This is a genomic window from Massilia arenae (genome assembly GCF_008014745.1).
GTDB lineage: Bacteria > Pseudomonadota > Gammaproteobacteria > Burkholderiales > Burkholderiaceae_D > Telluria > Telluria arenae.
Map to the genome: position 1 here is coordinate 1 of NZ_VPFD01000011.1, position 24,626 is coordinate 24,626.

Here is a 24,626-nt window from a genome sequence, read left to right on the forward strand (position 1 = left end):
CAACACCAAATGGGAAGTAGTCGGCGGCACACCTGACGATGCGGTTATCGAGATGCGCGTGTCGCCCCAGGCACGCAAGAAATGCCCTGGTCTGCCTGAAACCTGGCGTGTCCGTGCCATCACAATCATCGACCAAAGCGCTCGCAAACACATCCTGCTGACATCGCTTTTCGACACCAAGCGCTATACGGCCAAGGACATCGCGGCCTGCTACACGCAGCGCTGGCAGATCGAGACGAGCTATCGTGAACTCAAGCAGACGATGATGGGTATGGCGCTCACTCTGCGTAGCCGTACCGTCGAAGGCATCTACCAGGAAATCTGGGGCACACTGACTGCCTACAATCTGATACGGCTNCATCGCGGCCTGCTACACGCAGCGCTGGCAGATCGAGACGAGCTATCGTGAACTCAAGCAGACGATGATGGGTATGGCGCTCACTCTGCGTAGCCGTACCGTCGAAGGCGTCTACCAGGAAATCTGGGGCACACTGACTGCCTACAATCTGATACGGCTTGAGATAGCTAAGGCAGCGTTGGAAGTGAAATGTGAGCCGACCGAGATTAGCTTTATCCGCGCCTTCCACGTCATCCAGTACGAACTGCACTGGGCAGCCGTGACGCGGTCCTACGGCAAGTTGCCCGCCTTGATGCAGCGTTTGCGCCAGCGCTTGGTAATGCTCTTGAATGAAGAACGGCCCGGCCGAAAAATCGACCGGGCCGTAAAGGCCTTGCCTCAGCGCTACACCGTTCGTGTCCTGAAGCGGGACCTTAACTGAACGGCATTAACCCGATTGGGTGCTTTTTTGTTTCAAAGATCATGAACGTTGTTGCAGCACAACCCAGCAATAAACTAATTTCGATTAGTGCGGACGGCGACGGCGCATGGTCAGCATGGCCATCAAGCCGAGCCCCATCAACAGGGCGCCGGCCGGCTCGGGAACTTCGGCCGATTCAGTGCTCACGAAGATATCGAAGTTAATTCCCAGCACGCCGAGTCCGCCCACTCCCTCGGTACCGAAGGCGTCATTCGTCGCCGGGAAATAACCGTCCCAGGGATTATTCTGATAAACATCACCGGCGAGATTTCCGCTGTCGACCAGCACTTTATTACCGGCGTCGAGGAAAGAAACACGGGCCTCGTACAGGGAAACCGCGCTGGTCAGCATCAGCGGAAAATCGAAAAGGCCGATACCGTAGATCGCAGTTTCTCCCAGGAACGGGAATAAATCACCGGTACTGCGAATCTGTATACTGATGAGCGATTGACCATTGCCAAGATCGGTTTCGGACTCGTTCACCGTGAACGCACCGGTGTTGCGAACACCTTGTTCCGCCACGCCATCGAATGTGGCAACAGCGCTATAGGCATTATCGCTTTCATAGCCTTGCAGATAGAAGGAATAGGTGGAGCCAGCTGCGACGAGCGGTGCGGCAACAGCAGCCTGCGCTCCCAGCCCCATTGTCGCCATGACAACAAGAATCGATCCAATAAATTTACGCACGGTTTCCCCTTAGTATGAAAATGCTATGTTTAACATCAATGCAAGTTTCGTGCCGATAAGAAATTTATCGATAAAAATCAAATAATTAGCGCTACGCACCAATTGCTGGCAGGCATCCCCTGTAAATTATTCCGACATCAGCTTTTAGTAGAGACCTTTTTCAAACCACCGGTTCGATTTTCTCAAGGAACTTCGTTCCGCCCTTCCCTAGGCCATCCACAGCACCTTCCTAGCCCGTACCTTGTCCAGCGATGGACTTTCATCCCGCATTTTCGAAAATCTGCCTTTGTTATCCAGATCTTTCTGGAATCATATATTCAAATTTTTCTAGAAGAAATAAGCAGTGAATACATAGACGACAACTCTGCTTCCAAAAATCCTTGCAAGAAATAGTTTCCAGACATGTTCGTGAATGTATATTTGTTAAATATTTCCATAATGCACTGTCACAATTAGTTACAAGTAGGCCCTCATAAACATCGTATCCTTCAAAACTTTCCAACCGGAACAAATTCCAAGCGGAATTTTTTACAGGATAAATATCATGCAATTCTGCAACTCTGCGTCGACCAAACACCATGTCTTCCGCCTGAACGCCGCGCTGCTGATGTCGCTGGCAGCCGTAGGCAGCGCCTCGGCCGCCACCCTGTCGGTGGGTCCGGGCAAGACCTACGCGGCGCCCTGCGCCGCCTTTGCCAAGGCCAAGGCCGGCGATATCATCGAGATCCAGGGAGGCAAGACCTATAGTGGCGACGTGTGCGCCATCTCCGCCAGTGACCTGACCATCCGCGGCGTCAATGGCCGTCCAAAAATCGATGCCGCCGGCAAGAATGCCCAAAGCAAGGCGATCTGGGTCGTCAAGGGCAACAATATCAAGGTCGAGAACGTCGAGATGTACGGCGCAAAGGTCCCGGACAAGAACGGCGCCGCACTGCGCCTGGAAGGCACCAACTTCACCCTGCGCTCATCCTTCCTGCACGATAACCAAAACGGCATCCTGTCCGGCGCCAATGCCAACAGCAATGTCGTGATCGAGTACAGCGAGTTCGGCTACAACGGGTATGGCGATGGCTATTCGCACAATCTGTACATCGGCAATATCGCCAGCCTGGTGTTCCGCTTCAACTACTCGCACGACGCCAACGTCGGCCACAACCTGAAATCGCGCGCCAAGCTCAACACGATTACCTATAACCGCTTCTCGAGCACGCCGTCCGGCCAGACCGGTTCGACCAAGAGCGGCAAACCGAGCTACGAGATCGACCTGCCGAACGGCGGCACATCGTATGTGATCGGGAATGTGATCCATCAGCCGTCGGCTCACAACAATCCGGGCATGCTGGCCTATGGACTGGAAGGCGCGACCAACCCAGGGCAAGACCTGTACGTGGTCAACAACACCTTCTTGAACGACGACAGCTCGCGTGGAACGTTCGTGCTGATCGGTGGCAAGGTGACGAAGGCAGCCCTGATTCAGAACAATATCTTCGGTGGTACGGGTACGGTGACCGGCCAGGCAAGCGCTGTTCAGAAAAGCAATTTCCGCTCTGTGGCGCCAGGCTTCCTCAACCGTGCGCAGTACGACCTGCGTCCTACCGCCAACGCGCTCGTGATCAATGCTGCTACCGCGCCGGGCAAATCGGCATCCGGCTTCAGCCTGGTGCCTACCGCACAGTACAAGCATACGGCAGCCAGCGAGACCCGTCCGGCCTCGGGTGCACTGGATATCGGCGCCTATGAGAGCGCAGCCCCGACGGCATCGCCTTCGATCCCGGCACCATCGGTCCCGGCCGCCCCGGTCACCTGGAAGGTCTGTGCGCCCGAAGGCGGTACTTGCTCCTTCACCGGCACCCGTGAAGTGCGCTTCGGCGCTCCCGGCTACTACAACACCAAGGTCATCACTGCGAAGACCCCCTGCAACAGCACGGTCTTCGGCAATCCGAAGACTGGCGTCTACAAGTCCTGCAGCTACTCGAGCCTGGCCAAGTAAGACCGGCATCGACCGCCGCATGAAAAATGGGCCGCGTAAGCGGCCCATTTTTTTATGCATCCGAGGAATGCTTACCAGATGATCACGCGATCCTTCGGCGCCAGGTACATCTTGTCGCCCGCCTTGACCCCGAACGCCTCGTAGAAGCCCGGCTGGTTCTTCAGGGTGCCGTTGGCGCGGTACTGCGCCGGCGAATGCGGATCGGTCTTGATCTGGGCGATCTGCGCCGGCTCGCGCATCTTGGTGCGCCACACCTGGCCCCAACCCATGTAGAAGCGCTGGTCGCCGGTGAGACCGTCGATGACGGGCGCGGGTTTGCCCTTCAGCGAGATCTTGTAGGCTTTATAGGCGATCGCCAGGCCCGAGTTGTCGCCGATGTTCTCGCCCAGGGTCAGTTCGCCGTTGACGTTATAGCCTTCCAGTGGGCTGAAGGCGGCGTATTGCGCGATCAGCGCGCGGGTCTTCTCGCCGAAACGCTTGCCGTCTTCTTCGGTCCACCAGTTGCGCATATTGCCGTCGCCGTCGTACTGCGAACCCTGGTCGTCGAAGCCGTGGCTGATCTCGTGGCCGATCACGGCGCCGATGCCGCCGTAGTTGACCGCGTCGTCGGCGTTGGCGTCGAAGAACGGCGGCTGCAGGATCGCGGCCGGGAACACGATCTCGTTCAGTTCCGGGTTGTAGTAGGCGTTGACGGTCTGCGGCGTCATGCCCCACTCGTCGCGGTCGATCGGCTTGCCGAGCTTGTTCAGTTCGCGGTTGTATTCCACTTCGCGCGAGCGCATCACGTTGCCGACTAGGTCATCGCGCTTGACGGTCAGCGCGGTGTATTCCTTCCACTTGTTCGGGTAGCCGATCTTCGGCGTGAACTTGGCCAGCTTGGCCTGCGCTTCCTTCTTGGTCGCGGGGCTCATCCAGTCCAGGGTGTCGATCGACTCCTTATAGGCGGCCAGCAGGTTGTTGACCAGGACTTCCATATGCGCCTTGCGCTCGGCCGGGAAGTGCTTGGCCACGTACAGCTTGCCGACCGCGTCGCCCAGGCTCGACTCCAGGGTCGAGACGCCGCGCTTCCAGCGCGGTTCCAGCTGCGGGATGCCGGCCAGGGTGGTGCCGTTGAAGGCGAAACGCTGGTCGACGAAGGCCTTCGACAGGTAGTTGGCGTAGCCGTTCACGGTCTGGAACTGCAGATAGGCTTTCCACGTCTCCAGCGGCATGCGGCCGAGAACATCGGCGAAGCCTTTCAGGTAGGTCGGCTGGCTGACGATCAGGTAGTCGGCCTTGCCCTGCAGGCCCGAAGCCTTCAGCCATTGCTGCCAGTCGTAGCCCGGCGCCAGCGCGGCCAGCTTGTCCAGTTCAACCTTGTTATAGGTCTTGATCGGATCGCGGTTCTCGACCTTGGTCCACTGCACCTTGGCCAGCTCGGTTTCCAGCTCGACGATGGCTTTCGCATCCGCCGCGGCATTCTTGCCGCCGGCCAGCGCCAGCATCTTCTCGACGTGCTGCTGGTACTTGGCGCGGGTGTCGGCCAGCTTGGCGTCGTCCAGCTTCAGGTAATAGTCGCGGTCGGGCATGCCCAGGCCGGCCTGGTACAGGTCGGCCACGTATTTGGTCGAATCCTTGGCGTCCTGGTGGATGAAGAACACGAAGGGCACGTTGACGCCGATGCGGCCCAGGTGGGCGAACATGGCCGGCAGCTCGTTCTTGTTCTTGATCGCGGCGATCTTGCCCAGTTCACCGGCCAGCGGCTTGGCGCCCAGCTGTTCCAGGCGCGCTTCGTCCATATAGCTGGCGTAGAAGTCGCCGATCTTGCGCGCTTCGGTGCCGTTGGCGGCGCTGCGCTCCATGGCCGCCTTTTCGATGACCGCGCGCAGCTGCGGCAGGGTGTCGTCGCGCAGCTGGTGGAAGGCGCCCCAGGTCGACTTGTCGGCCGGGATCTCGACGCTCTTGAGCCACTTGCCGTTCAGGTGGGCGAAGAAGTCGTCCTGGGCACGCACGCCGGCATCGATGTACTGGGTGGCGATACCCGAAGCGACTCCCACCTTGCCTGCATTGGCTTTGGCGGCGGTGGCAGGGGTGGCGGGGGCGGCGGCGCCGGATTCGGCGTGCGCGAACGAAGCTACCAGCACGAGTGCGGCAGCGCTGAACAGATGACGTTTCATGTTCTCTCTCTCTTTGTTGTGAGTGCAATGCAAAACGGGCCGGCGCTCATGACGCCGGCCCGTCATGTGGACCAGATTACCAGATGATGACGCGTTCTTCAGGCGGCAGGTACATCTTGTCGCCCGGCTTCACGTCGAAGGCCTTGTAGAACTCGGCCATATTGCGCACGGTGCCGTTGGCGCGGAACTGGCCCGGCGAGTGCGGATCGGTCTTGACCTGGTTGATCTGCTGCGCTTCGCGCATCTTCGAACGCCACACCTGGCCCCAGCCCATGAAGAAGCGCTGGTCGCCCGTGAGGCCGTCGATCACCGGCGCCGGCTTGCCGTGCAGCGAGATCTGGTAGGCCTTGTAGCCGATCGCCAGGCCGGCATTGTCGCCAATGTTCTCGCCCAGGGTCAGTTCGCCGTTGACGTTATAGCCTGGCAGCGGGCTGTAGCCATTGAACTGGTTGACCAGCTTGTCGGTGCGGGCCTTGAACGCGGTCTTGTCCTCGGCGGTCCACCAGTTGCGCAGGTTGCCGTCGCCGTCCGACTGGCTGCCCTTGTCGTCGAAGCCGTGGCCGATCTCGTGGCCGATCACGGCGCCGATCGCGCCATAGTTGACGGCGTCGTCGGCGCGCATGTCGAAGAACGGCGGCTGCAGGATCGCGGCCGGGAACACGATCTCGTTCATCGTGCTGCGGTAGTACGCATTCACGGTCTGCGGCGTCATGCCCCACTCGGTGTGGTCGATCGGTTTACCCAGCTTGCCGATATTGCGCTCGTACTCGAAGGTGGAGGCGCGCATCGCGTTGCCGACCAGGTCGTCGCGCTTGATGTTCAGGCGCGAATAGTCGCGCCACTTGTCCGGATAACCGATCTTCGGCGTGAACTTGGCCAGCTTGGCGCGCGCTTCCTTCTTGGTCGCGGGGCTCATCCACTCCAGGTTGTCGATCGACTGGCCGTAGGCGATGATCAGGTTCTTGACGAGCTGTTCCATTCGTTCTTTGCGTTCGGCCGGGAAGTGCTCCTTCACGTACAGCTTGCCGAGCGCCTCGCCCAGCGCGCCTTCGACGGTGGCCACGCCCTTCTTCCAGTCCGGACGCTGCTCGGTCACGCCGGTCAGCGCGGTGCCGTAGAAGGCGAAGTCCGCGTCCACGAAGGCCTTCGACAGGTAGGGCGCGTATTCGCGCAGCAGCTGCCATTCGAAGTAGGACTTGACGGTCGCCAGGTCGGTCTTCGCCAGCAGTTCAGTCAAGCCGCTGAAGTAGCTCGGCTGGTTGACGATGATGTAGTCCAGCTTGTTGCCCACGCCGGCCGCGCCCAGGGCCGCCTTCCAGTCGTAGCCCGGCGCCAGCTTGGTCAGATCAAGCACGCTCATCTTGTTGTAGCGCTTGACCGGGTCGCGGTTCTCGACCTTGGTCCACTGCACCTTGGCCAGCTCGGTCTCGAAGTCGACGATGGCCTTGGCCTGGGCCGCGGCGTTCTTCTCGCCGGCAAGCAGGAGCGTCTTCTCGACGTGCTGCTGGTACTTGGCGCGCACTTCGGCCAGCTTGGCGTCGTCGAGCTTCAGGTAGTAGTCGCGGTCGGGGAGCCCCAAGCCGCTCTGGCTGATGTAGGTGGCGTACTTGGTCGACTCGCGCATGTCCTGGCCGACGTAGATGCCGTAGGGGCTCGAGACGCCGATCTTGGCCAGGTGGGCGGCCAGGGCCGGGATGCCCTTCTTGTCCTTCAGCGCGCGGATGCGCGACAGCTCGCCGGTCAGCGGCTTGTAGCCCAGGGTTTCGCGGCGCTCGGCGTCCATGAAGCTGGCGTACAGGTCGCCGATTTTCTTCGTTTCAGTGCCGGCCTTGGCGCCCGTATCTTTCTGCGCCGCCTCGATGATCGCCAGCAGCTGCGGCGTGGTGTCTTCGCGCAGCTTCATGAAGGTACCCCAGCTCGAACGGTCGCTCGGGATCTCGGTCTCCTTGAGCCACTTGCCGTTCAGGTGGGTGAAGAAATCGTCCTGCGGACGCACGCTGGTGTCAATGTACTGGGTGTCGATGCCCGAGATGACGCCGGCCGGCGCGGCGGCCGTGGCGGCGGTGGCCGGCGCAGCGTCGGCGGCCATGGCCGGCGCAGCGAATGCAGTCATCAGGGACAGGGTCAGGGTGCTCAGGAGGTGTCGCTTCACGGGAAAAATCCTTACTTGCAGTGCGATTGCAGGGGTGAATCGGTTCCGGCCGGATGGTCGGCAAAAAATCATTCTAGCGGTTAGGCAATAAACCTCGCTGCCAGAGCACGGATTTTTACTTTTCGATACACGGCACACATGTGTTTTCGCGTATGCATGTGTTGGAAGATGACAACAGGGTGACAAGTGCGGCCCGTGTCCGGCGACGGGGAATGTACAATCTGCGCAGAGGCAGCCGACTAGCTCGCACCATGTGCGAAAACGGGACCGGAAAGAAAAAAGCCCGCGGTGGAGGCCTCGGGCAAAGACCACTTCAAGAGTGGAGAGAGAGAAAAACTGGTTCCAACTATAGGCTGCCTCATCAGCACGCTCTTCTACTCTTACAATTGCTTACCATCGTAAGACCGGGTGCAACAACTCCCCTCCCCCTCCCCCGCCGTGTTTCCAGATTAATAGCTTTTGCGCCGCCGCCCGCAGCCGCGCACGAACCGGTTTATACTGGCCTTGCGCTACCTCAGGCATAAGCTCGCGCCTGCCGGTTCCGTGCGCAACGCGTGCCTCAACGGATCAACACCATGGGTTCCACCTTCAAGAATTCCTGCCTCGTCGGCCTGGGCGTGGTCGCCGGGGTCGGCCTGACCATGCAATTCTCGGCCCTCGCCTTCAAGCCGCCGGTCGACGCCAGCATGCCGATCGCCGAGCTGCGCCAGCTGGCCGACGTCTACGGCGTCATCAAGTCCACCTATGTCGAGCCGGTCGAAGATAAAGCCCTGCTGTCCGAGGCGATCGCCGGCATGGTCGCCTCGCTCGACCCGCATTCGGCCTACCTCGATCCGCGCGCCTACCGCGAGCTGCGCGAAGGCACCGAGGGCCGCTTCGTCGGCGTCGGCATCGAGATCGCCGTGAGCGAGGACGGCTATATCGAGATCGTCACCCCGATGGAAGATTCGCCGGCCTACCACGCCGGCATCAAGGAGGGCGACCTGATCACCCGCATCGACGGCCACCCGGTGCAAGGCACGCCGATCGATGACGCCATCAAGCGCATGCGCGGCGAGCCGGGCACGCGCGTGACGCTCACGGTCGCGCGCAAGGACGCGCCCGAGCCGCTCGACTTCACCATCGAGCGGCGCGAGATCGTACAAAAAAGCGTCAAGGCGAAGATGGTGGAACCGGGCTACGCCTGGCTGCGCATCGCGCAATTCCAGGAACCGACGGTGGACGATATGGCGGCCCGGCTGCAGGCGCTGTACCGCGAAGACCCGGACCTGAAAGGCCTGGTGCTCGACCTGCGCAACGACCCGGGCGGCCTGCTGCAGGGCGCGATCGGCGTCGCCGCCGCCTTCCTGCCCAAGAACGCCGAGATCGTGTCGACCAACGGCCAGCTGGCCGACTCGCGCCAGCGCTTCTACGCGCGGCCCGAGTTCTACATGCTGCGCAGCGGCGCCGATCCGCTGGCCACCCTGCCGCCGGCATTCAAGAACTTGCCGATGGTGGTGCTGGTCAATACCGGCTCGGCCTCGGCCTCCGAGATCGTGGCCGGCGCCCTGCAGGACTACAAGCGCGCCGCCATCCTGGGCAGCCAGACCTTCGGCAAGGGCTCGGTGCAGACCATCCGCCCGATCGGGCGCGACGCCGCCGTCAAGCTGACCACGGCGCGCTACTACACCCCGGCCGGGCGCTCGATCCAGGCGCGCGGCATCGTGCCCGACTTCCCGGTCGACGAAACCCTGGAAGGCGACGGCCTGAACGCCCTGCGCATGCGCGAAGCCGACCTGCAGCACCACCTGTCGAACGGCTCGGGGCCAGAAGTGGCCACGCGCGAGGACGACATCGAGGAGCAGATGCGCCTGCTGGCCGAGGCGCGCACCCGCAAGCCGCTCGACTACGGCAGCGCGGACGACTTCCAGCTGGCCCAGGCCCTGCGCCATCTCAAGGGCCAGGATGTGGTGCTGTCCAGGCGCGCCGAGCCCTCCACCACGCTGGCCCAGCATGGGCCCAAGAGCGACTGAACAGTCCCTGCGGCAGCCGATTCCCAGGTATGCGCCGAGCGTGTAGAATCGGCGCATCTTGCGCACAACCGTGCTTATTTTCCCTGAAAGTTTGCTGAATATGAAACCTGTCGTCATCAGCGGCACCGGCCTGTTCACCCCACCGCACTCCATCTCGAACGACGAGCTGGTGGCAGCCTTCAACGCCTATGTCGAACTGCACAACCAGGAGCATGCCGCGCAAATCGCGGCGGGCGAAGTGACGGCGCTGGAACCGTCGAGCAGCGCCTTCATCGAAAAAGCGTCGGGCATCAAGTCGCGCTACGTGATGGAAAAGAGCGGCATCCTGGACCCGGGCCACATGACGGCGCGCATCCCGGAACGGGCCGACGACGAGATCTCGGTGCAGGCCGAGATGTGCGTGGCCGCCGCGCGCGACGCGTTGACGCGCGCCGGCAAGGCGCCGCAGGACATCGACATGGTGCTGGTCGCCTGCAGCAATATGCAGCGCGCCTATCCGGCGATGGCGGTCGAGGTGCAAGAAGCGCTGGGCATCGACGGCTTCGGCTTCGACATGAACGTGGCCTGCTCCTCGGCCACCTTCGGCATCGCCACCGCGGTCGACGCGGTGCGCAACGGCCGCGCACGCGCGGTGCTGGTGCTGAACCCGGAAATCACCAGCGGCCACCTGAACTTCCGCGACCGTGACAGCCATTTCATCTTCGGCGACGCCTGCACCGCGCTCGTGATCGAGGCCGCGGAGACGGCAAGCGGCGCGCACCAGTGGGAAATCCTCGACAGCCGCCTCAAGACCAGCTTCTCGAACAATATCCGCAACAACTTCGGCTTCATGAACCGCTTCGACGAAGCCGGCATCGGCCAGCCGGATAAACTGTTCCGCCAGCAGGGCCGCAAGGTGTTCAAGGAAGTCTGCCCGATGGCGGCGGCCACCATCGCCGACACGCTCACGGCAGCCGGCCTGGAAACGAAGGACGTCGCGCGCTACTGGCTGCACCAGGCCAACCTGAACATGAACCTGCTGATCGTGCGCACCCTGCTGGGCCGCGACGCCGAGCCAGGCGAGGCGCCGGTGATCCTGGACAGCTATGCCAATACCTCGTCGGCCGGCTCGATCATCGCCTTCCACAAATACCAGGATGACCTGCCGGCGGGCGCCAATGGCGTGATCTGCTCGTTCGGCGCCGGTTACTCGATCGGTTGCGTGGTGGTGCGCAAAAAGTAACCCACATCGGCGCGGCTTACAGCCGCGCCGCCAGTTCCGCCCCTTCGCGGATCGCGCGCTTGGCATCCAGCTCCGCCGCCAGCGCCGCGCCGCCGATCTTGTGGAAGCGCGGTCCACCCGTGGCGCCTTCGGCCGGCATCAATTCCGCCAAGCTTTCCTGGCCGGCGCAGATCACCACATTGTCGACTTCGAGGAGGCGCGCTTCGCCCCCGACCGTGATGTGCAGGCCGGCGTCGTCGATGCGGTCATACCCCACGCCGGCCAGCATGGTCACGCCGTTACGCGCGAGCGTGGCGCGGTGCACCCAGCCCGAGGTCTTGCCCAGGCCGGCGCCAGGCCGCGTGGTCTTGCGCTGCAGGAGCAAGACCTGGCGCGGCGGGTGCGGCGCCACGGGCGGCGCCAGTCCGCCGGGCGTGGCCACCGTCGGATCGACACCCCACTCCTTCAGCCAGTGCGCCGCCGGCACCGGCAGCGCTACCCGCGGATCGTGCACCAGGAATTCGCCGGTATCGAAACCGATGCCGCCGGCGCCGATGATCGCCACCCGCGCACCGATCTGACGGCCATCGCGCAGCACGTCGATATAGCTCGCGACCATCGGATGGTCGATGCCGGGAATCGCCGGCTTGCGCATGCGGATGCCGGTCGCCACGATCACGTCGTCGAAGCCTTGGGCCAGCAATTCCTCGCGCGTAACCCGACAGTTCAGGCGCAGGTCGACACCCAACAATTCCAGTCGGCGGCCGAAATAACGGATCGTCTCCGCGAATTCCTCCTTGCCCGGAATGCGCATCGCGATATTGAACTGGCCGCCGATGCGGTCCTGGGCGTCGAACAGGGTCACGCGATGCCCGCGCTCGGCCGCCACGGTCGCCGCCGACAGGCCCGCCGGCCCGGCGCCGACCACCGCGATGCGGCGCACCGTAGCGGTCTTGCGGAACACCAATTCGGTTTCGTAGCAGGCGCGCGGGTTGACCAGGCAAGTCGCGCGCTTATTGGAGAAAGTATGGTCCAGGCAGGCCTGGTTGCAGGCGATGCAGGTATTGATTTCGTCGCTGCGGCCGGCGGCGGCCTTGGCGACGAAATCGGCGTCGGCCAGGAAGGGCCGCGCCATCGACACCAGGTCGGCGTCGCCGCGCGCCAGGATGCCTTCTGCCTCGGCCGGCATATTGATGCGGTTCGAGGCCACGACGGGGATGCCGACTTCCTTGCGCAGCCGTCCCGCGACCTCGGCAAAGGCGGCGCGCGGCACCGAAGTGACGATGGTCGGGATGCGCGCCTCGTGCCAGCCATAGCCGGTGTTCAGGATCGTCGCGCCGGCGTCTTCCAGCGCCCTGGCGGACAGCACGATCTCGTCCCAGGTATTGCCGCCTTCGACCAGGTCGAGCACCGAATGGCGGTGCATCAATATGAAATCCGGGCCGACGGCGGCGCGGATGCGGCGCACCACCTCGACCGCCAGGCGCATGCGGTTCTCGATCGGCCCGCCCCAGCGGTCGGTGCGGCGGTTGGCGCGCGCGCACAGGAACTGGTTCAGCAAATACCCCTCGCTGCCCATGATCTCGACGCCGTCGTAGCCGGCGGTGCGCGCCAGCGTTGCGCAGCGCACGTAGGCGCGGATCGTCGATTCGATGCCGGCCTCGGTGAGGGCCTTCGGCTTGAAGCGCGAGATCGGCGACTTGATGCTGGACGCCGACACCACGAAAGGCTGGTAGCCGTAGCGGCCGGCATGCAGGATCTGCATCAGGATCTTGCCGCCCTCCTCGTGCACGGCGCGCGTGACGCGCCGGTGGTTGGGCACGTCGAAGAGGGAGTTCAGGGTCCCGCCGAAGGGCAGCAGCCAGCCCTGGCGATTGGGCGAGATGCCGCCGGTGACGATCAGGCCCACGCCGCCACGCGCGCGTTCGCGGTAGAAGGCGGCCAGCTTGCCGTAGTTGTAGAAGCGGTCTTCGAGCCCGGTGTGCATCGAGCCCATGATCACGCGGTTCTTCAGGGTGGTGAAACCGAGGTCGAGCGGCGCAAGCAGGTGAGGATAGGTAGCTGTAGTCATCGCGGCATTACACCGCGATTTTCTGGAGTCGTGCGTCTAAACGACTGAATCAGGGGACGCGCTGCGGCATCAAGCCAGGTGGCTTTCGCGGTCGCGCAGTTCGGCGAAGCTTTCGATGCTGCCGATGCTGACCACCACCGGGTTCAGGCTGGCGCCGGGCGACATCGGACGCCAGGCGAACTGCCATTCCTTTTCGCGCGCCTGGCCCAGGCTCTTGGTAAAGGCCGCGCCCAGCGGCGAACGGTTGCCGTACTCGATGGCGCCGTCGATGCCGGCCCAGTTGGGCAGCATACGCTGCACGGCGCGGTGCAGGCGTTCGCCAAATTCTTCGGTATTGTGGATCACCAGGCAGGCGTCGCTCGGCGTGATGATGTCGAACAGGCGCTTGTCCCAGACGGTGGAAAACGCGACGTGCAGGAAGCCGCCATTGGGCTCGAGGCGGAACTGGCCGGTCTTGAGCGCGTTTTCGAGTTCGGTGCGCAGCGCGTAGCGGTGCAGGGTCGGAGGGCGTTGGTAGTCGTGCATGGGATTCTTTCTTACCGCATTCAAGGCTGGGTGGTCGGCGATGGTGGCGGCGGCGGTGGCGATTGCAGCATCATGATGGCCTGGTGCTGCATGCGCATGAACTTCGATGCGATGAAGATCTCGCGCAAAAAATAGACGAAACTGCTGATCAGGGCGATCATCGCGAACACGAAGCAGGCGGCGATGTACTGGTCGAGCGGAATGCCGGTGGTATCGCCCGCGAACAGCATCGCGATGACCACGCACACCAGCAGGCCGCAGGCGGTGCTGGAGGCGATCGCGAAGTTGATCAGGTGCGAGCGCTGGTAGAGCAGTTCGAGTTCGCTGGAGAACTCGGCGTTGGGGCTGACCTTGAGCCGGTCCTCGAGCACGCGCGTGCGGTCGATGATGCGCGCCAGCCGGTTGGTCAGCACGGTCAGCTTGGTGGCCACGCCGGTGAGCAGGAAAACCGGCGCGATCGCCAGCTGGATGACATGGCCGATGTCGCTGATCTGGATATTCATAAGAACACGTTTCGAATTGTTGTGATGTGCCTGGTGCGTAGGGTGGACGGGTTCCCCGTCCACGCGTTCAACCGCATAAGCGTAGTGTAGCAGCCGTCAGCACCATAACCCTCATTCGAAACGGCCGAGGCGCTTGAACTGCTCGGTCGCCGCCACCAGCGCGCGCGCGATCCCCGCCTCCAGCGCGCCATGGCCGGCGTCGGCGATCATCTCCAGCTTCGATCCCGGCCACGCCGTGTGCAGGCGCCAGGCCGACAGCGGCGGGCAGATCACGTCGTAGCGGCCCTGCACGATCACCGCCGGCAGGTGGGCGATGCGTCCCAGGTCGCGCAGCAGCTGGTCTTCTTCCAGGAAGGCGCCGTTGAGCATGTAGTGCGATTCGAGCCGGCCCACGCCCAGGTCGAGCGTATCGTTCGCCACTTCCTCGGGCTGCGGCAGCAGGAAGACGCGCCGGCCCTCGAAACGGCTCCAGGCGCGCGCGGCCGGCCAGTAGACGTCCGGATCGTGGCACAGCAGGCGGCGTGCGTAGGCCTTGAGCAGGTCGTGCCGTTCTTCCTGCGGAATCGGGGCCACGAATTGTTCGTACAGCTCGGGATAGAACCAGCGCACCTCGTTGATGAACCAGTCCACCTCGGCCTGGGTGCACAGGAAGATCCCGCGCAGCACGAAGCCCAGGCAGCACTCGGGATGGGCCTGGCCATAGGCCAGCGCCAGGGTCGAGCCCCAGGAACCGCCGAACACCAGCCACTGTTTGACGCCGAACAGCGCGCGCAGGCGCTCGATGTCCTCGATCAGGAGCTGGGTCGTGTTGTTGCGCCACTCGCCCAGCGGCGTCGACTTGCCGGCGCCGCGCTGGTCGAACAGGATCACGCGGTAGGCGCGCGGGTCGAAGAAGCGGCGGTGCTGGGGCGACAGGCCGGCGCCGGGGCCGCCGTGCAGGAACAGTACCGGGATGCCGTCCGGATTGCCCACTTCTTCCCAGTAGATCGTGTGCGTTTCGTCGACCGCCAGCATGCCGTGGCGGATGGGCTGGATCGGCGGGAACAGCGACGGCGGCGTGACGGGCATGGCGGCTCTTGTTGGCAGTGATTCAAGAAGCCGATTGTAGCGTACCGACAGCTGCTTTTAGAAGAAGGTATTGAGCGCGTAGCGCACCGTGTAGGCGTCGTCCACGGCCAGCAGCAGCGGCCACTTGTCGAAGGTGGTGCACGGATGCGAGATGCCACAGCCGACCAGGTCGCCGACCGCCAGGCCCTCACACAAAGGGTCGCCGTCCGGCAACCTCAGGTAGGCGTGCTGGTCGTTCATCTTGAAGATCGTACAGCCGGGCGGCAGCGCGGCCGGCGCGGTATCGCCATCCGCAGCGCCGTCGGGGCGCGCCGTGTAGAGCGGGATCGGCAGGTCGGCATCGTAGGAAGCGTCGCGCTTGCCCATGGTGAGGATGGCCAGGGTTGGCTCGGGACGCGACTGGACCATGCTCCAGACTTCGAGCGCCGGCCGTAACCCTTCCTGCAAGCCTTCCCTCACATTCAGCTCGTCGATATGACGGCGGTACATGCCATGGTCGCTCGTCAGGTAGCAGCCGCTGCGCAGGATGGGGCGCAGCGGACGCGACAGGCCGTCCACGCCCTGGAAGCCGCGCGCCACCAGGTCGAAATAGGATGAGCCGCCGGCCGAGACCAGGATCTCGGGCGTGGCGAACAGGCCCTCGCCATCGGCGCCGCGCACGAGGTCGACGAGTCCAGCCAGGAAATCGTCGACCTGGCGCAGGTCGGCGGCGCGGTCGTCGCTGACGAGCAGGCCTTCGTAACCCTCGAAGCCGGCCAGCGCCAGGCCGTCGGCCGCTGCGATGGCGCGCGCCACCTCCATCGCTTCCTGCGGCGTGCGGCAGCCGGCGCGCTTGCCGGCCAGGCCCAGCTCGACCAGCACCAAGAGCGGACGCGCCAGCCTGTGCGCGGCGACCGCCTGCGCCAGGCGCGCCACGCCGGCCTGCGAATCGGCCAGCACGATGCACTCGAAATCCGGATCGCCATGCAGCAGGGCCAGCACGGCCTCGATGTCGCTGCGCGCCACCAGCTGGTTGGCCAGCAGCACGCGGCGCACGCCGAAGCGGTGCGCCACCTGGACCTGGATCGCGGTGGCGAGGGTGATGCCCCAGGCGCCATTGGCCAGTTGCGCGCCGAATAGCTGCGGGCTCATCGTGGTCTTTCCGTGCGGCGCCAGTGTGACGCCGTGGCGCTCGCAAAAATCGCGCATCCAGGCCAGGTTGTGGCGCAGGCTCGATTCCTTGAGCACGGCGACCGGGTAGCTGGTATCGCCGCGCAATACGTTCCAGCCCTGCACGCCGATCGCGCCCTGGCGCAGCGGTTCGCGCAGCGGCAAGCCCTTGGCGCCGGGGAGCAGCAACTGTTCGTCGAGGCTGGACAGGGCGAGGCCGCCGTGGGGCAAGGTGTGCATGATCGGCTCCGATAGCAAGGTGGTCGTCTATTGTAATCGGCGTAAAAAAAGCACCGCCGCAGCGGTGCTTCGTGGTTCGTCCCGAAGGATCAGGACATATGCTGCCCGCCATTGATGGCGATATTGGCGCCGGTAACGAATGCTGCCTCGTCCGACGACAGGTAAGCGACCAGGCCCGCGACTTCTTCGGGCTTGCCCAGGCGGCCCATCGGGATTTGCGGAATGATCTTGGTTTCCAGCACTTCGCTCGGGATGTCCATCACCATCTTGGTGCCGATATAGCCGGGCGAGATGGTGTTGACGGTCACGCCCTTGCGCGCCACTTCCAGCGCCAGCGCCTTGGTGAAGCCGTGCATGCCGGCCTTGGCCGCCGAGTAGTTGGTCTGGCCGAAGGCGCCCTTCTGGCCGTTCACCGACGAAATATTGATGATGCGGCCCCAGCCGCGCTCGACCATGCCGTCGCAGACCGGCTTGGTCATATTGAACACGGAATCGAGGTTGGTCTTGATCACGGCGTCCCAGTTGACCTTGTCCATCTTTTTGAAAGTCATGTCGCGGGTGATGCCGGCGTTATTGACCAGCACGTCGATCGGGCCGACGTCGGCGATCACCTGGCGCACGCATTCCTGGGCCGCGTCGTAGTCGGCCACGTCGCAGGCATAGGCCTTGAAGTCATAGCCCTGCTCCTTCATGGCGCCGAGCCAGGAGTCGACCTTGGTATTGCCTGGCGAAAAAGTGGTGACGACCTGATATCCCAATGCGGCCAGCTTGATGCACACCGCTTCGCCCAGGCCGCCCATGCCGCCGGTTACTAATGCTACTCGAGCCATTGTCTTCTCCAGTTTTATTGTGTCACTTCATACCGCTTGAAACCGACGGTCCCGCCAGGCGGGCCGTCGCTACCGTCATCAGGCTGTCGTCAGTCGCGCTCGACCGCCAGCGCCACGCCCATGCCGCCGCCGATGCACAGGCTCGCCAGGCCACGCTTGGCGTCACGGCGGATCATTTCGTGCAGCAGGGTGACCAGCACGCGGGCGCCGGAAGCGCCGATCGGGTGGCCCAGGGCGATCGCGCCGCCATTGACGTTGATCTTGGACGTATCCCAGCCCATCTGCTTGTTGACGGCGATGGCCTGGGCGGCGAAGGCTTCGTTGATTTCCATCAGGTCGACGTTTTCATGGGTCCAGCCGGCTTTCTTGAGGCACAGCTGCGAGGCCGACACCGGGCCCATGCCCATGATCGCCGGGTCGAGGCCGGACGACGAATAGGCCTTGATGCGCGCCAGCGGGGTCAGGCCCAGCTCTTTCGCTTTCGAGGCGCTCATCATGATCACGGCGGCGGCGCCGTCGTTCAGGCCGGAAGCGTTGCCGGCGGTGACCGAACCTTCTTTGTTGAACGCCGGACGCAGGCCGGCCAGCGCCTCGAGCGTGCTGCCCGCTTTGGGATATTCATCGGTGTCGAAGACGGTCGTGCCCTTCTTGGTCACGATCTCGACCGGGATGATTTCGTCCTTGAACTTGCCTTCTTTTTGAGCAGCTTCGGCCTTCAGCTGCGATTGCAGCGCGAATTCGTCCTGCTCGGCGCGCGAAATCTCGTATTTCTTGGCGACGTTCTCGGCGGTGACGCCCATGTGGTACTGGTTGTAGACGTCCCACAGGCCGTCGACGATCATGGTGTCGGTGAGCTTGGCGTCGCCCATGCGGAAGCCGTCGCGCGAGCCGGCCAGCACGTGCGGCGAGGCGCTCATGTTCTCTTGCCCGCCGGCGATGACGATCTGGGCGTCGCCGCAGCGGATCGCCTGGGTCGCCAGGTGGGTGGCCTTGAGGCCGCTGCCGCAGACCTTGTTGATGGTGTAGCCGGGCACCATGTCCGGCAGGCCGGCCTTGATGACGGCCTGGCGCGCCGGGTTCTGGCCCACGCCGGCGGTGAGCACCTGGCCCATGATGACTTCGCTGACGGTTTCGGGGGCGATGCCGGTCTTGGCCAGCAGGTGCTTGATCACTTGCGCGCCGAGCTCGGCGGCCGGAATCTTGGCGAGGGTACCGCCGAATTTGCCGACGGCCGTACGACCGGCGGCGACGATGACTACGTCTTCCATGTTCAATCTCCGTTCAGCCGGCCGTGGCCGGCAACATACAGAATTCCCTCGGACTCGGCGCGCCATTCTGCGATGGCGGGCTTTGTGCATGGGATCGATAAAAACCTCAAGTTACGGAATGAGGAGCCCATGCTGCTGTTAAAGCATCAGCAATCTTAGCAGTTTATTCATCAAAAACAACACGCCAATCGTGCGTGTTTGATCTAGCGCATGACTTAATTTTTGGTTGCTGACAAACGTTCAATTTCTGTTAGGAATGATGCGTGCGCTTCTGTCCCTTTCTACAATTTTCACAGTAGAATGCACAAGCGCAACGCCAACTACACCGCTTTATGCCTAAAACCACGCTTCCCATCGAAATCAAGATTTCCACGGTCGTTGCCATTTCCACGATCCTGCACTCGGCCGACCCGGAAGCCATCGACTCCGCGCTGGAGCAGATGACCGGGGGCGTATCGGACTTCTTCGAGGACGAGTTCGCGGTGATCGACGTGGCCGCGATCGCGCCCGAAGCGCCGGGACTCGACTGGGCGGCGCTGGTGTCCCTGCTCAAGAAATACCGCCTGAACGCGGTCGCCGTGCGCGGCGCCAGCCCGCCGATGGTGGAAGCGATCCGGGCCCAGGGCCTGGCGCTGGACGACGGCTCGAGCGGCGTGCGCGCCGGCGGCCATGCGGCCCCGCCACCGGCCCCTGCCGCGCCCGAATCGGCGCCGCCCGCGGCTCCGGCAGTACCGGCGCCCGCGCCGACACCGGCCCCGGAAGCGGTCGCTGCCTCCGCCCCGGCTCCGGCCGTCGTGCCGATGATTATCGACACCCCGGTGCGCGCCGGCCAGCGCATCTATGCGCGCGGCACCGACCTGATCGTCACCGCGGTGGTCAACAATGGCGCCGAATTGATCGCCGACGGCAGCATCCACGTGTATGCGCCGCTCAATGGCCGCGCACTGGCGGGCGCCTCCGGCAATCCGGACGCGCGCATCTTCGCGCTGTCGATGCAGCCTGAGCTGGTCTCGATCGCCGGTGTGTACCGCACGTTCGACGAAGGTTTTCCATCCGACCTGTCGCGCCAGCCAACGCAGATCCGGCTGGTGGGTGACCGGATCGACATCCAATCGCTGGCTCCGGCACCCCGCGCCTGATCCCCGAACTGAACAGATACTGTAAAGGACTTTTTTGTGGCAAGAATTATTGTTGTGACGTCCGGCAAGGGCGGTGTGGGCAAAACGACCTCGAGCGCCAGCTTCTCCACCGGCCTGGCGATGCGCGGCCACAAGACGGCGGTGATCGACTTCGACGTCGGCCTGCGTAACCTCGACCTGATCATGGGCTGCGAACGCCGCGTGGTCTACGACCTGATCAACGTCGTCAACGGCGAAGCGACCCTGAACCAGGCGCTGATCAAGGACAAGCACTGCGACAACCTGTTCATCCTGCCGGCTTCGCAGACGCGCGACAAGGACGCCCTGTCCGAAGAAGGCGTGGAACGCGTACTCAACGACCTGGTCAAGATGGACTTCGAGTTCATCATCTGCGATTCGCCGGCCGGCATCGAGCACGGCGCGCTGATGGCGCTGACCTTCGCCGACGAGGCGATCGTGGTCACCAATCCGGAAGTCTCGTCGGTGCGCGACTCGGACCGCATCCTGGGCATCCTGCAGGCCAAGTCGCGCCGCGCCCAGAGCGGCAGCGAGCCGGTCAAGGAACACCTGCTCATCACCCGCTACTCGCCGAAGCGCGTCGAAGCCGATGAGATGCTGTCTTACCAGGACGTGCAGGAAATCCTGCGCATCCCGCTGATCGGCATCATTCCGGAATCGGAATCGGTGCTGCACGCCTCGAACCAGGGCAACCCGGCGATCCATTTCAAGGGCACCGATGTGGCCGATGCCTACGAGGACGTCGTCGCGCGCTTCCTGGGCGAAGAGCGCCCGCTGCGCTTTACCAACTACGAAAAGCCGGGCATCTTCCAGCGCATTTTCGGAGCCAAGTGATATGGCATTGCTTTCATTCCTCTTCCCTGAAAAAAAGAAGAGCGCGACAGCCGCCAAGGAACGCCTGCAGATCATCATCGCACGCGAACGGACCAACCGCGCCGGTCCGGATTTCCTTCCGGCCCTGCACCAGGAGCTGATCGCGGTGATCTCGAAGTACGTCAAGGTCAATCCCGACGACATCAAGGTCTCGCTCGACCGCCAGGGCAACCTGGAAGTGCTGGACGTGAACGTGGTGCTGCCGGATACCTGACCTGCGCCGCCCTTCGCCCGACGATGCCCGCCGCGTGCGGGCATTTTCTTTTGTGGCAAGCATCTCTTGAGTGAGACGATCGGGCAATTATTAGTCGAGTCCGAGCATTCAAAGTATCGATGGCCCTGCCTATACTGGGTTCATGGCTGCAACACATCGGACAGCCAGCCAAACCCAACGAACTTTCGACAAGGAGCTTCACCATGACCCGTCTCGCCTCCCACCCCGTCTCGGACGCCACCGGCGCCGCCGCCCAACTGTTCAGCGCCATCCAGGGCGCCGTCGGCAAGGTGCCCAACGCCTACCGCGACATCGGCAGCAACAGCCCGGTGGTCCTGGAATCGGTGCTGGCCCTGGACGCCAGCCTCAAGAAAACCACGCTGTCGGCGCGCGATATCGAAGTCATCAAGCTGGCGGTCAGCGCCGTCAACGGTTGCGACTACTGCGTGGCCGCCCACAGCCTGATGGGCAAGATGGCCGGCCTGCCTCCCGATGCGCTGGCCGCCGTGCGCCAGGGCCAGGCCACCGGCAATGCCCGTGAAGATGCGCTGGCGGAGTTCGCGCGCCACCTGGTGACGACCCGCGGCACTGTGGATGCAGGCGTGGTCGAGGCGGTGAAGGCGGCCGGCGTGAGCGATGCCCAGATCGTCGACCTCACCCTGGCGATCACGGCGATCACCCTGACGAACCTGTTCAACCGGATCAACGATACGGTGGTCGATTTTCCGAAGGTGGCTTGAACCTGTGGGAGGCTCGGCCTCCCAAGGTTCCGCCAACCTCACGTTACATCACCAACACCGGCTCCTTCGCCGGCCCGCTGACCGCCCCGCCATTGACCGGCGTGGCGGTCGTGTCGTCATTCTCCTCCACCGGCTGCGGCGCCTCGCCCGCGGACTCGGCCCGCTCCAGCTCCTGCACCACCTTCACGCAGGCTTCCACGTGCTGCGCCCCCATCCGCTTGAACAGCGTGTAGCCGATCGCCGCCGATGCGATCTGGCCGGCCAGCGGCACCATCTTGGCCGTGGTCTTGACCGCCATGCGGCCCGCCACGACCCGGAACAGGCGCGCCACCGCCCCGCGCGTGACCAGTTTGCCGACCAGCATCCCGCCCACCGAGGCCGCCGCCTTGTAGGCGATCACGCGCATGCGCGGGTGCAGGCGCTCGATCTGCTTCTGGGTGAGGCCGAATTCGGCATTGATCTGGTCGACCAGGGCGGCGAAACCCGTGATGTCGGCCAGCAGGTCGAGGCCGGGCACCGGCACCGCGGCCACCGCCGCCGAAATGGCCGCGCGTTTCTTGACCAGGGCCAGACAGCGGGTGCGGGTAAGGTCGATCTCGGCGCCGCTGACGGGCACGCGATCCTCGGTCACAGTGATGTTTTTGCGCGTAAACAACATAATTTCCCCCTCTACATTATCTGAATGACATATAAAATTCAGTCTACGCCTATGGGGAGATTTTCTGCGTGGTCCCTTTAACACAACAGTCTTATAGTACAAATGTCACCTTTTGGTGTCCGAGCGAAGTTTATCAGTAGCATCGTTTTGTGAAAGTCTGATATATTTGGTTTAACTTTGTAGGAATCTTCCTACATAGGCAACCACACAACATTTCGCCCGTCATGAAGATCGCCGTCCTGGAGCAAGACCGTCCCCAAGCTGACCTGATTTGCCAGGTCCTCAGCGCCGCTGGCCACAGTTGCCAATCGTATGACAGCGCCAAGGAGTTATTGGGGCAGTTACGCAAGGACAGTGCCGACATGCTGGTGATGGACTGGAATGTCCCCGATATGGAAGGCGCCGAAGTGCTGCGCCGCGCCAAGGAAAAGCTGGCGTCCACGGCGCCGACGATGTTCCTGGTCGGGAATAACGCGGAAGACGACATCATCGCCGGCGTCACCGCCGGCGCCGACGACTACCTGGTCAAGCCGCTGCGCCGCGGCGAGCTGGTGGCGCGCGTCTCGGCCCTGCTGCGCCGCGCCTATCCGTCGCAGAACAGCGCCGAGCAGCTGCAGTTCGGTCCGTACACCTTCGAGACCCGTCCCGGACGGCTGCTCAGGGACGGTTCGGTGATCGACGTGACCCAGAAAGAATTCTCGCTGGCGCTGCTGTTCTTCAGGAATATCGGCCGCCCGCTGTCGCGCGCCTACATCCACGAATCGGTGTGGGTCCGCGAAAACGACGTCCCGTCGCGCACCATGGACACCCACGTTTCGCGCGTACGCAACAAACTCCATCTGCGGCCAGAGAACGGCTTCCGCCTTGTGCCGGTCTACAGCTATGGCTATCGGCTGGAAAAGCTCGGCGCCTGAAACCCTGAAGGCAAGAGGGTATAATGGCCATCGTCCATTGACCCTCGTCCTCCCCCCGAAATGCAACTGCTTGCCGTCGGCCTGAACCACACCACAGCACCGGTCTCGCTACGCGAGCAGCTGGCGCTCGCCCCCGACCAGATCGGCACGGCGGTGCAGTCGGCGCGCGGCTGGTTCGCGCGCCAGGGTTCCACCGGCGGCGAAGAGGCGGCGATCCTCTCGACCTGCAACCGCACCGAGATGTATGCGGCGATCAAGCTGCCCGATCCGCTGGACGCTTCCGCCCAGTTCCTGGCGCATTATCATGCGCTCAACTACGCCGAGCTGCGCCCCCACCTCTACCTGCTGCCGCAGGACGACGCCGTGCGCCACGCATTCCGCGTCGCCTCGGGCCTGGATTCGATGGTGCTGGGCGAGCCGCAGATCCTGGGCCAGATGAAGGATGCGGTGCGCACCGCCGACGCTGCCGGCGGCCTGGGCACCTATCTGCACCAGATGTTCCAGCGCACCTTCGCGGTCGCGAAGGAAGTGCGCACTACCACCGAGATCGGCGCCCACAGCGTGTCGATGGCCGCCGCCGCGGTGCGCCTGGCGCACCGCATCTTCGATCGCATCGCCGACCAGCACGTGCTGTTCATCGGCGCCGGCGAGATGATCGAGCTGTGCGCGGCCCACTTCGCGGCCCAGAACCCGAAATCGGTCACCATCGCCAACCGCACCATGGAGCGCGGCGAGGCCCTGGCCGCCCGCTACAACGGCCGCGCGATCCGCTTGGCCGACCTGCCGGACAGCCTGCAGCAATTTGACATCGTTATCTCGTGCACCGCCTCGACCCTGCCGCTGATCGGCCTGGGCCTGGTCGAACGCGCCGTCAAGGCGCGCCGCCACCGCCCGATGTTCATGGTCGACCTGGCCGTGCCGCGCGATATCGAACCCGAAGTCGCACGCCTGGACGACGTGTTCCTGTACACGGTCGACGACCTGGCCCAGGTGGTGCAGACCGGCATGGAAAGCCGCCAGGCCGCCGTGCGCCAGGCCGAAGCCATCATCGAGACCCGGGTCCAGTCCTTCATGCACTGGGTGGGCGACCGCGCCGTGGTGCCGGTGATCCGCGACCTGCACGAATCGGGCGAGGCCTTGCGCCAGGCCGAGCTGGAACGCGCGCGCAAGATGCTGGCGCGCGGCGACGATGCCGAAGCCGTGCTCGAAGCGCTGTCCAGGGGCCTCACCGCCAAGTTCCTGCACGGCCCGCAACAGGCCCTGCACCAGGCCGAGGGCGACGACCGCGCGCGCCTGGCCACCCTGCTGCCGCAGCTGTTCCGCGGCCGCCGTTAGCGCCCGATTCTCCCGGCGGCCCTGCCCGCCATGCGCGCCTGCTCGCGCAACCCGGCCCTTCCCTG

At 63.7% G+C, this 24,626-nt stretch carries 21 protein-coding genes and 1 pseudogene; 11 read left to right on the forward strand and 11 right to left on the reverse strand.

Translation table 11 applies throughout. The features are described 5' to 3' along the window. Nucleotides 1-52 precede the first annotated feature (52 nt). Nucleotides 53-409 carry a transposase gene (locus FVD38_RS27285; RefSeq protein ID WP_441294925.1) on the forward strand — a complete coding sequence of 119 codons (357 nt, stop codon included), beginning with the start codon at nucleotides 53-55 and terminating at the stop codon, nucleotides 407-409. After that, nucleotides 360-779 (forward strand): annotated as a pseudogene (locus FVD38_RS11215) (transposase); the annotation flags it as partial. The gene FVD38_RS27285 and the pseudogene FVD38_RS11215, both read left to right, overlap by 50 nt. Before the next feature lie 84 nt (nucleotides 780-863). Here the strand turns inward: FVD38_RS11215 and FVD38_RS11220 are convergent. After that, nucleotides 864-1,505 (reverse strand): PEP-CTERM sorting domain-containing protein, encoded by a 642-nt coding sequence (locus FVD38_RS11220; protein WP_147934896.1) that lies wholly within the window; start codon nucleotides 1,503-1,505, stop codon nucleotides 864-866. A gap of 544 nt (nucleotides 1,506-2,049) precedes the next feature. Here FVD38_RS11220 and FVD38_RS11225 point away from each other — a divergent pair. Beyond that, nucleotides 2,050-3,495 (forward strand): right-handed parallel beta-helix repeat-containing protein, encoded by a 1,446-nt coding sequence (locus FVD38_RS11225; protein ID WP_147934897.1) that lies wholly within the window; start codon nucleotides 2,050-2,052, stop codon nucleotides 3,493-3,495. A gap of 71 nt (nucleotides 3,496-3,566) precedes the next feature. Here FVD38_RS11225 and FVD38_RS11230 read toward each other — a convergent pair whose 3' ends face one another. After that, complete coding sequence (locus FVD38_RS11230) at nucleotides 3,567-5,651, reverse strand: M13 family metallopeptidase (protein WP_147934898.1); 2,085 nt, start codon at nucleotides 5,649-5,651, stop codon at nucleotides 3,567-3,569. A 76-nt stretch (nucleotides 5,652-5,727) separates the two neighbouring features. Continuing rightward, nucleotides 5,728-7,803, reverse strand: coding sequence for a M13 family metallopeptidase (locus FVD38_RS11235; RefSeq protein ID WP_147934899.1), 2,076 nt, complete (start codon nucleotides 7,801-7,803; stop codon nucleotides 5,728-5,730). A gap of 575 nt (nucleotides 7,804-8,378) precedes the next feature. Between FVD38_RS11235 and FVD38_RS11240 the strand changes: the two genes are divergently transcribed. Together FVD38_RS11240 and FVD38_RS11245 are read left to right on the forward strand one after the other, a co-directional pair. Further along, the gene (locus FVD38_RS11240) at nucleotides 8,379-9,815 is read left to right on the forward strand and encodes a S41 family peptidase (protein ID WP_147934900.1); all 1,437 of its coding nucleotides are present in this window, start codon (nucleotides 8,379-8,381) and stop codon (nucleotides 9,813-9,815) included. Between the two features lie 100 nt (nucleotides 9,816-9,915). Beyond that, entirely contained in the window at nucleotides 9,916-11,037 is a 1,122-nt protein-coding gene (locus FVD38_RS11245; RefSeq protein ID WP_147934901.1) for a beta-ketoacyl-ACP synthase III, read from the forward strand. Nucleotides 11,038-11,053: 16 nt separating this feature from the next. Here the strand turns inward: FVD38_RS11245 and FVD38_RS11250 are convergent, their stop codons facing one another. From FVD38_RS11250 to FVD38_RS11280, 7 genes are all read right to left on the reverse strand, one after another. Then, nucleotides 11,054-13,087, reverse strand: a complete 2,034-nt coding sequence (locus FVD38_RS11250; protein WP_147934902.1) for an NADPH-dependent 2,4-dienoyl-CoA reductase — start codon at nucleotides 13,085-13,087, stop codon at nucleotides 11,054-11,056. Between the two features lie 69 nt (nucleotides 13,088-13,156). Beyond that, nucleotides 13,157-13,612: a hypothetical protein gene (locus FVD38_RS11255; protein ID WP_147934903.1), complete on the reverse strand. Its 456-nt coding sequence runs from the start codon at nucleotides 13,610-13,612 to the stop codon at nucleotides 13,157-13,159. Between the two features lie 20 nt (nucleotides 13,613-13,632). Then, entirely contained in the window at nucleotides 13,633-14,115 is a 483-nt protein-coding gene (locus FVD38_RS11260; RefSeq protein ID WP_109345637.1) for a DUF2721 domain-containing protein, read from the reverse strand. A gap of 111 nt (nucleotides 14,116-14,226) precedes the next feature. After that, entirely contained in the window at nucleotides 14,227-15,183 is a 957-nt protein-coding gene (pip, locus tag FVD38_RS11265; protein ID WP_147934904.1) for a prolyl aminopeptidase, read from the reverse strand. Nucleotides 15,184-15,240: 57 nt separating this feature from the next. After that, nucleotides 15,241-16,572 (reverse strand): amino acid deaminase, encoded by a 1,332-nt coding sequence (locus tag FVD38_RS11270; RefSeq protein WP_147934905.1) that lies wholly within the window; start codon nucleotides 16,570-16,572, stop codon nucleotides 15,241-15,243. A gap of 89 nt (nucleotides 16,573-16,661) precedes the next feature. Beyond that, nucleotides 16,662-17,402 carry an acetoacetyl-CoA reductase gene (gene phbB / locus FVD38_RS11275; RefSeq protein ID WP_123070082.1) on the reverse strand — a complete coding sequence of 247 codons (741 nt, stop codon included), beginning with the start codon at nucleotides 17,400-17,402 and terminating at the stop codon, nucleotides 16,662-16,664. 89 nt (nucleotides 17,403-17,491) lie between these two features. Further along, entirely contained in the window at nucleotides 17,492-18,670 is a 1,179-nt protein-coding gene (locus FVD38_RS11280; protein ID WP_147934906.1) for an acetyl-CoA C-acetyltransferase, read from the reverse strand. Nucleotides 18,671-19,002: 332 nt separating this feature from the next. On the opposite strand from FVD38_RS11280, the gene minC reads away from it, so the two are divergent. The 4 genes from minC (at nucleotide 19,003) to FVD38_RS11300 (ending at nucleotide 21,654) form a co-directional block, all read left to right on the forward strand. Further along, entirely contained in the window at nucleotides 19,003-19,809 is an 807-nt protein-coding gene (gene minC, locus FVD38_RS11285) for a septum site-determining protein MinC (RefSeq protein WP_147934907.1), read from the forward strand. 36 nt (nucleotides 19,810-19,845) lie between these two features. Then, complete coding sequence (minD, locus tag FVD38_RS11290) at nucleotides 19,846-20,661, forward strand: septum site-determining protein MinD (protein ID WP_123070085.1); 816 nt, start codon at nucleotides 19,846-19,848, stop codon at nucleotides 20,659-20,661. Between the two features lies 1 nt (nucleotide 20,662). Next, nucleotides 20,663-20,914, forward strand: a complete 252-nt coding sequence (gene minE, locus FVD38_RS11295) for a cell division topological specificity factor MinE (protein WP_005663943.1) — start codon at nucleotides 20,663-20,665, stop codon at nucleotides 20,912-20,914. A gap of 203 nt (nucleotides 20,915-21,117) precedes the next feature. Next, on the forward strand, nucleotides 21,118-21,654 hold the full coding sequence (locus FVD38_RS11300; RefSeq protein ID WP_147934908.1) for a carboxymuconolactone decarboxylase family protein: 537 nt from the start codon (nucleotides 21,118-21,120) through the stop codon (nucleotides 21,652-21,654). Nucleotides 21,655-21,697: 43 nt separating this feature from the next. Here the strand turns inward: FVD38_RS11300 and FVD38_RS11305 are convergent, their stop codons facing one another. After that, entirely contained in the window at nucleotides 21,698-22,312 is a 615-nt protein-coding gene (locus tag FVD38_RS11305) for a hypothetical protein (protein ID WP_147934909.1), read from the reverse strand. A gap of 224 nt (nucleotides 22,313-22,536) precedes the next feature. Here FVD38_RS11305 and FVD38_RS11310 point away from each other — a divergent pair, with 224 nt between their 5' ends. Continuing rightward, nucleotides 22,537-23,226 (forward strand): response regulator transcription factor, encoded by a 690-nt coding sequence (locus FVD38_RS11310; RefSeq protein WP_123070088.1) that lies wholly within the window; start codon nucleotides 22,537-22,539, stop codon nucleotides 23,224-23,226. 60 nt (nucleotides 23,227-23,286) lie between these two features. Then, nucleotides 23,287-24,561, forward strand: coding sequence for a glutamyl-tRNA reductase (gene hemA / locus FVD38_RS11315; RefSeq protein WP_147934910.1), 1,275 nt, complete (start codon nucleotides 23,287-23,289; stop codon nucleotides 24,559-24,561). Nucleotides 24,562-24,626: the final 65 nt, after the last annotated feature.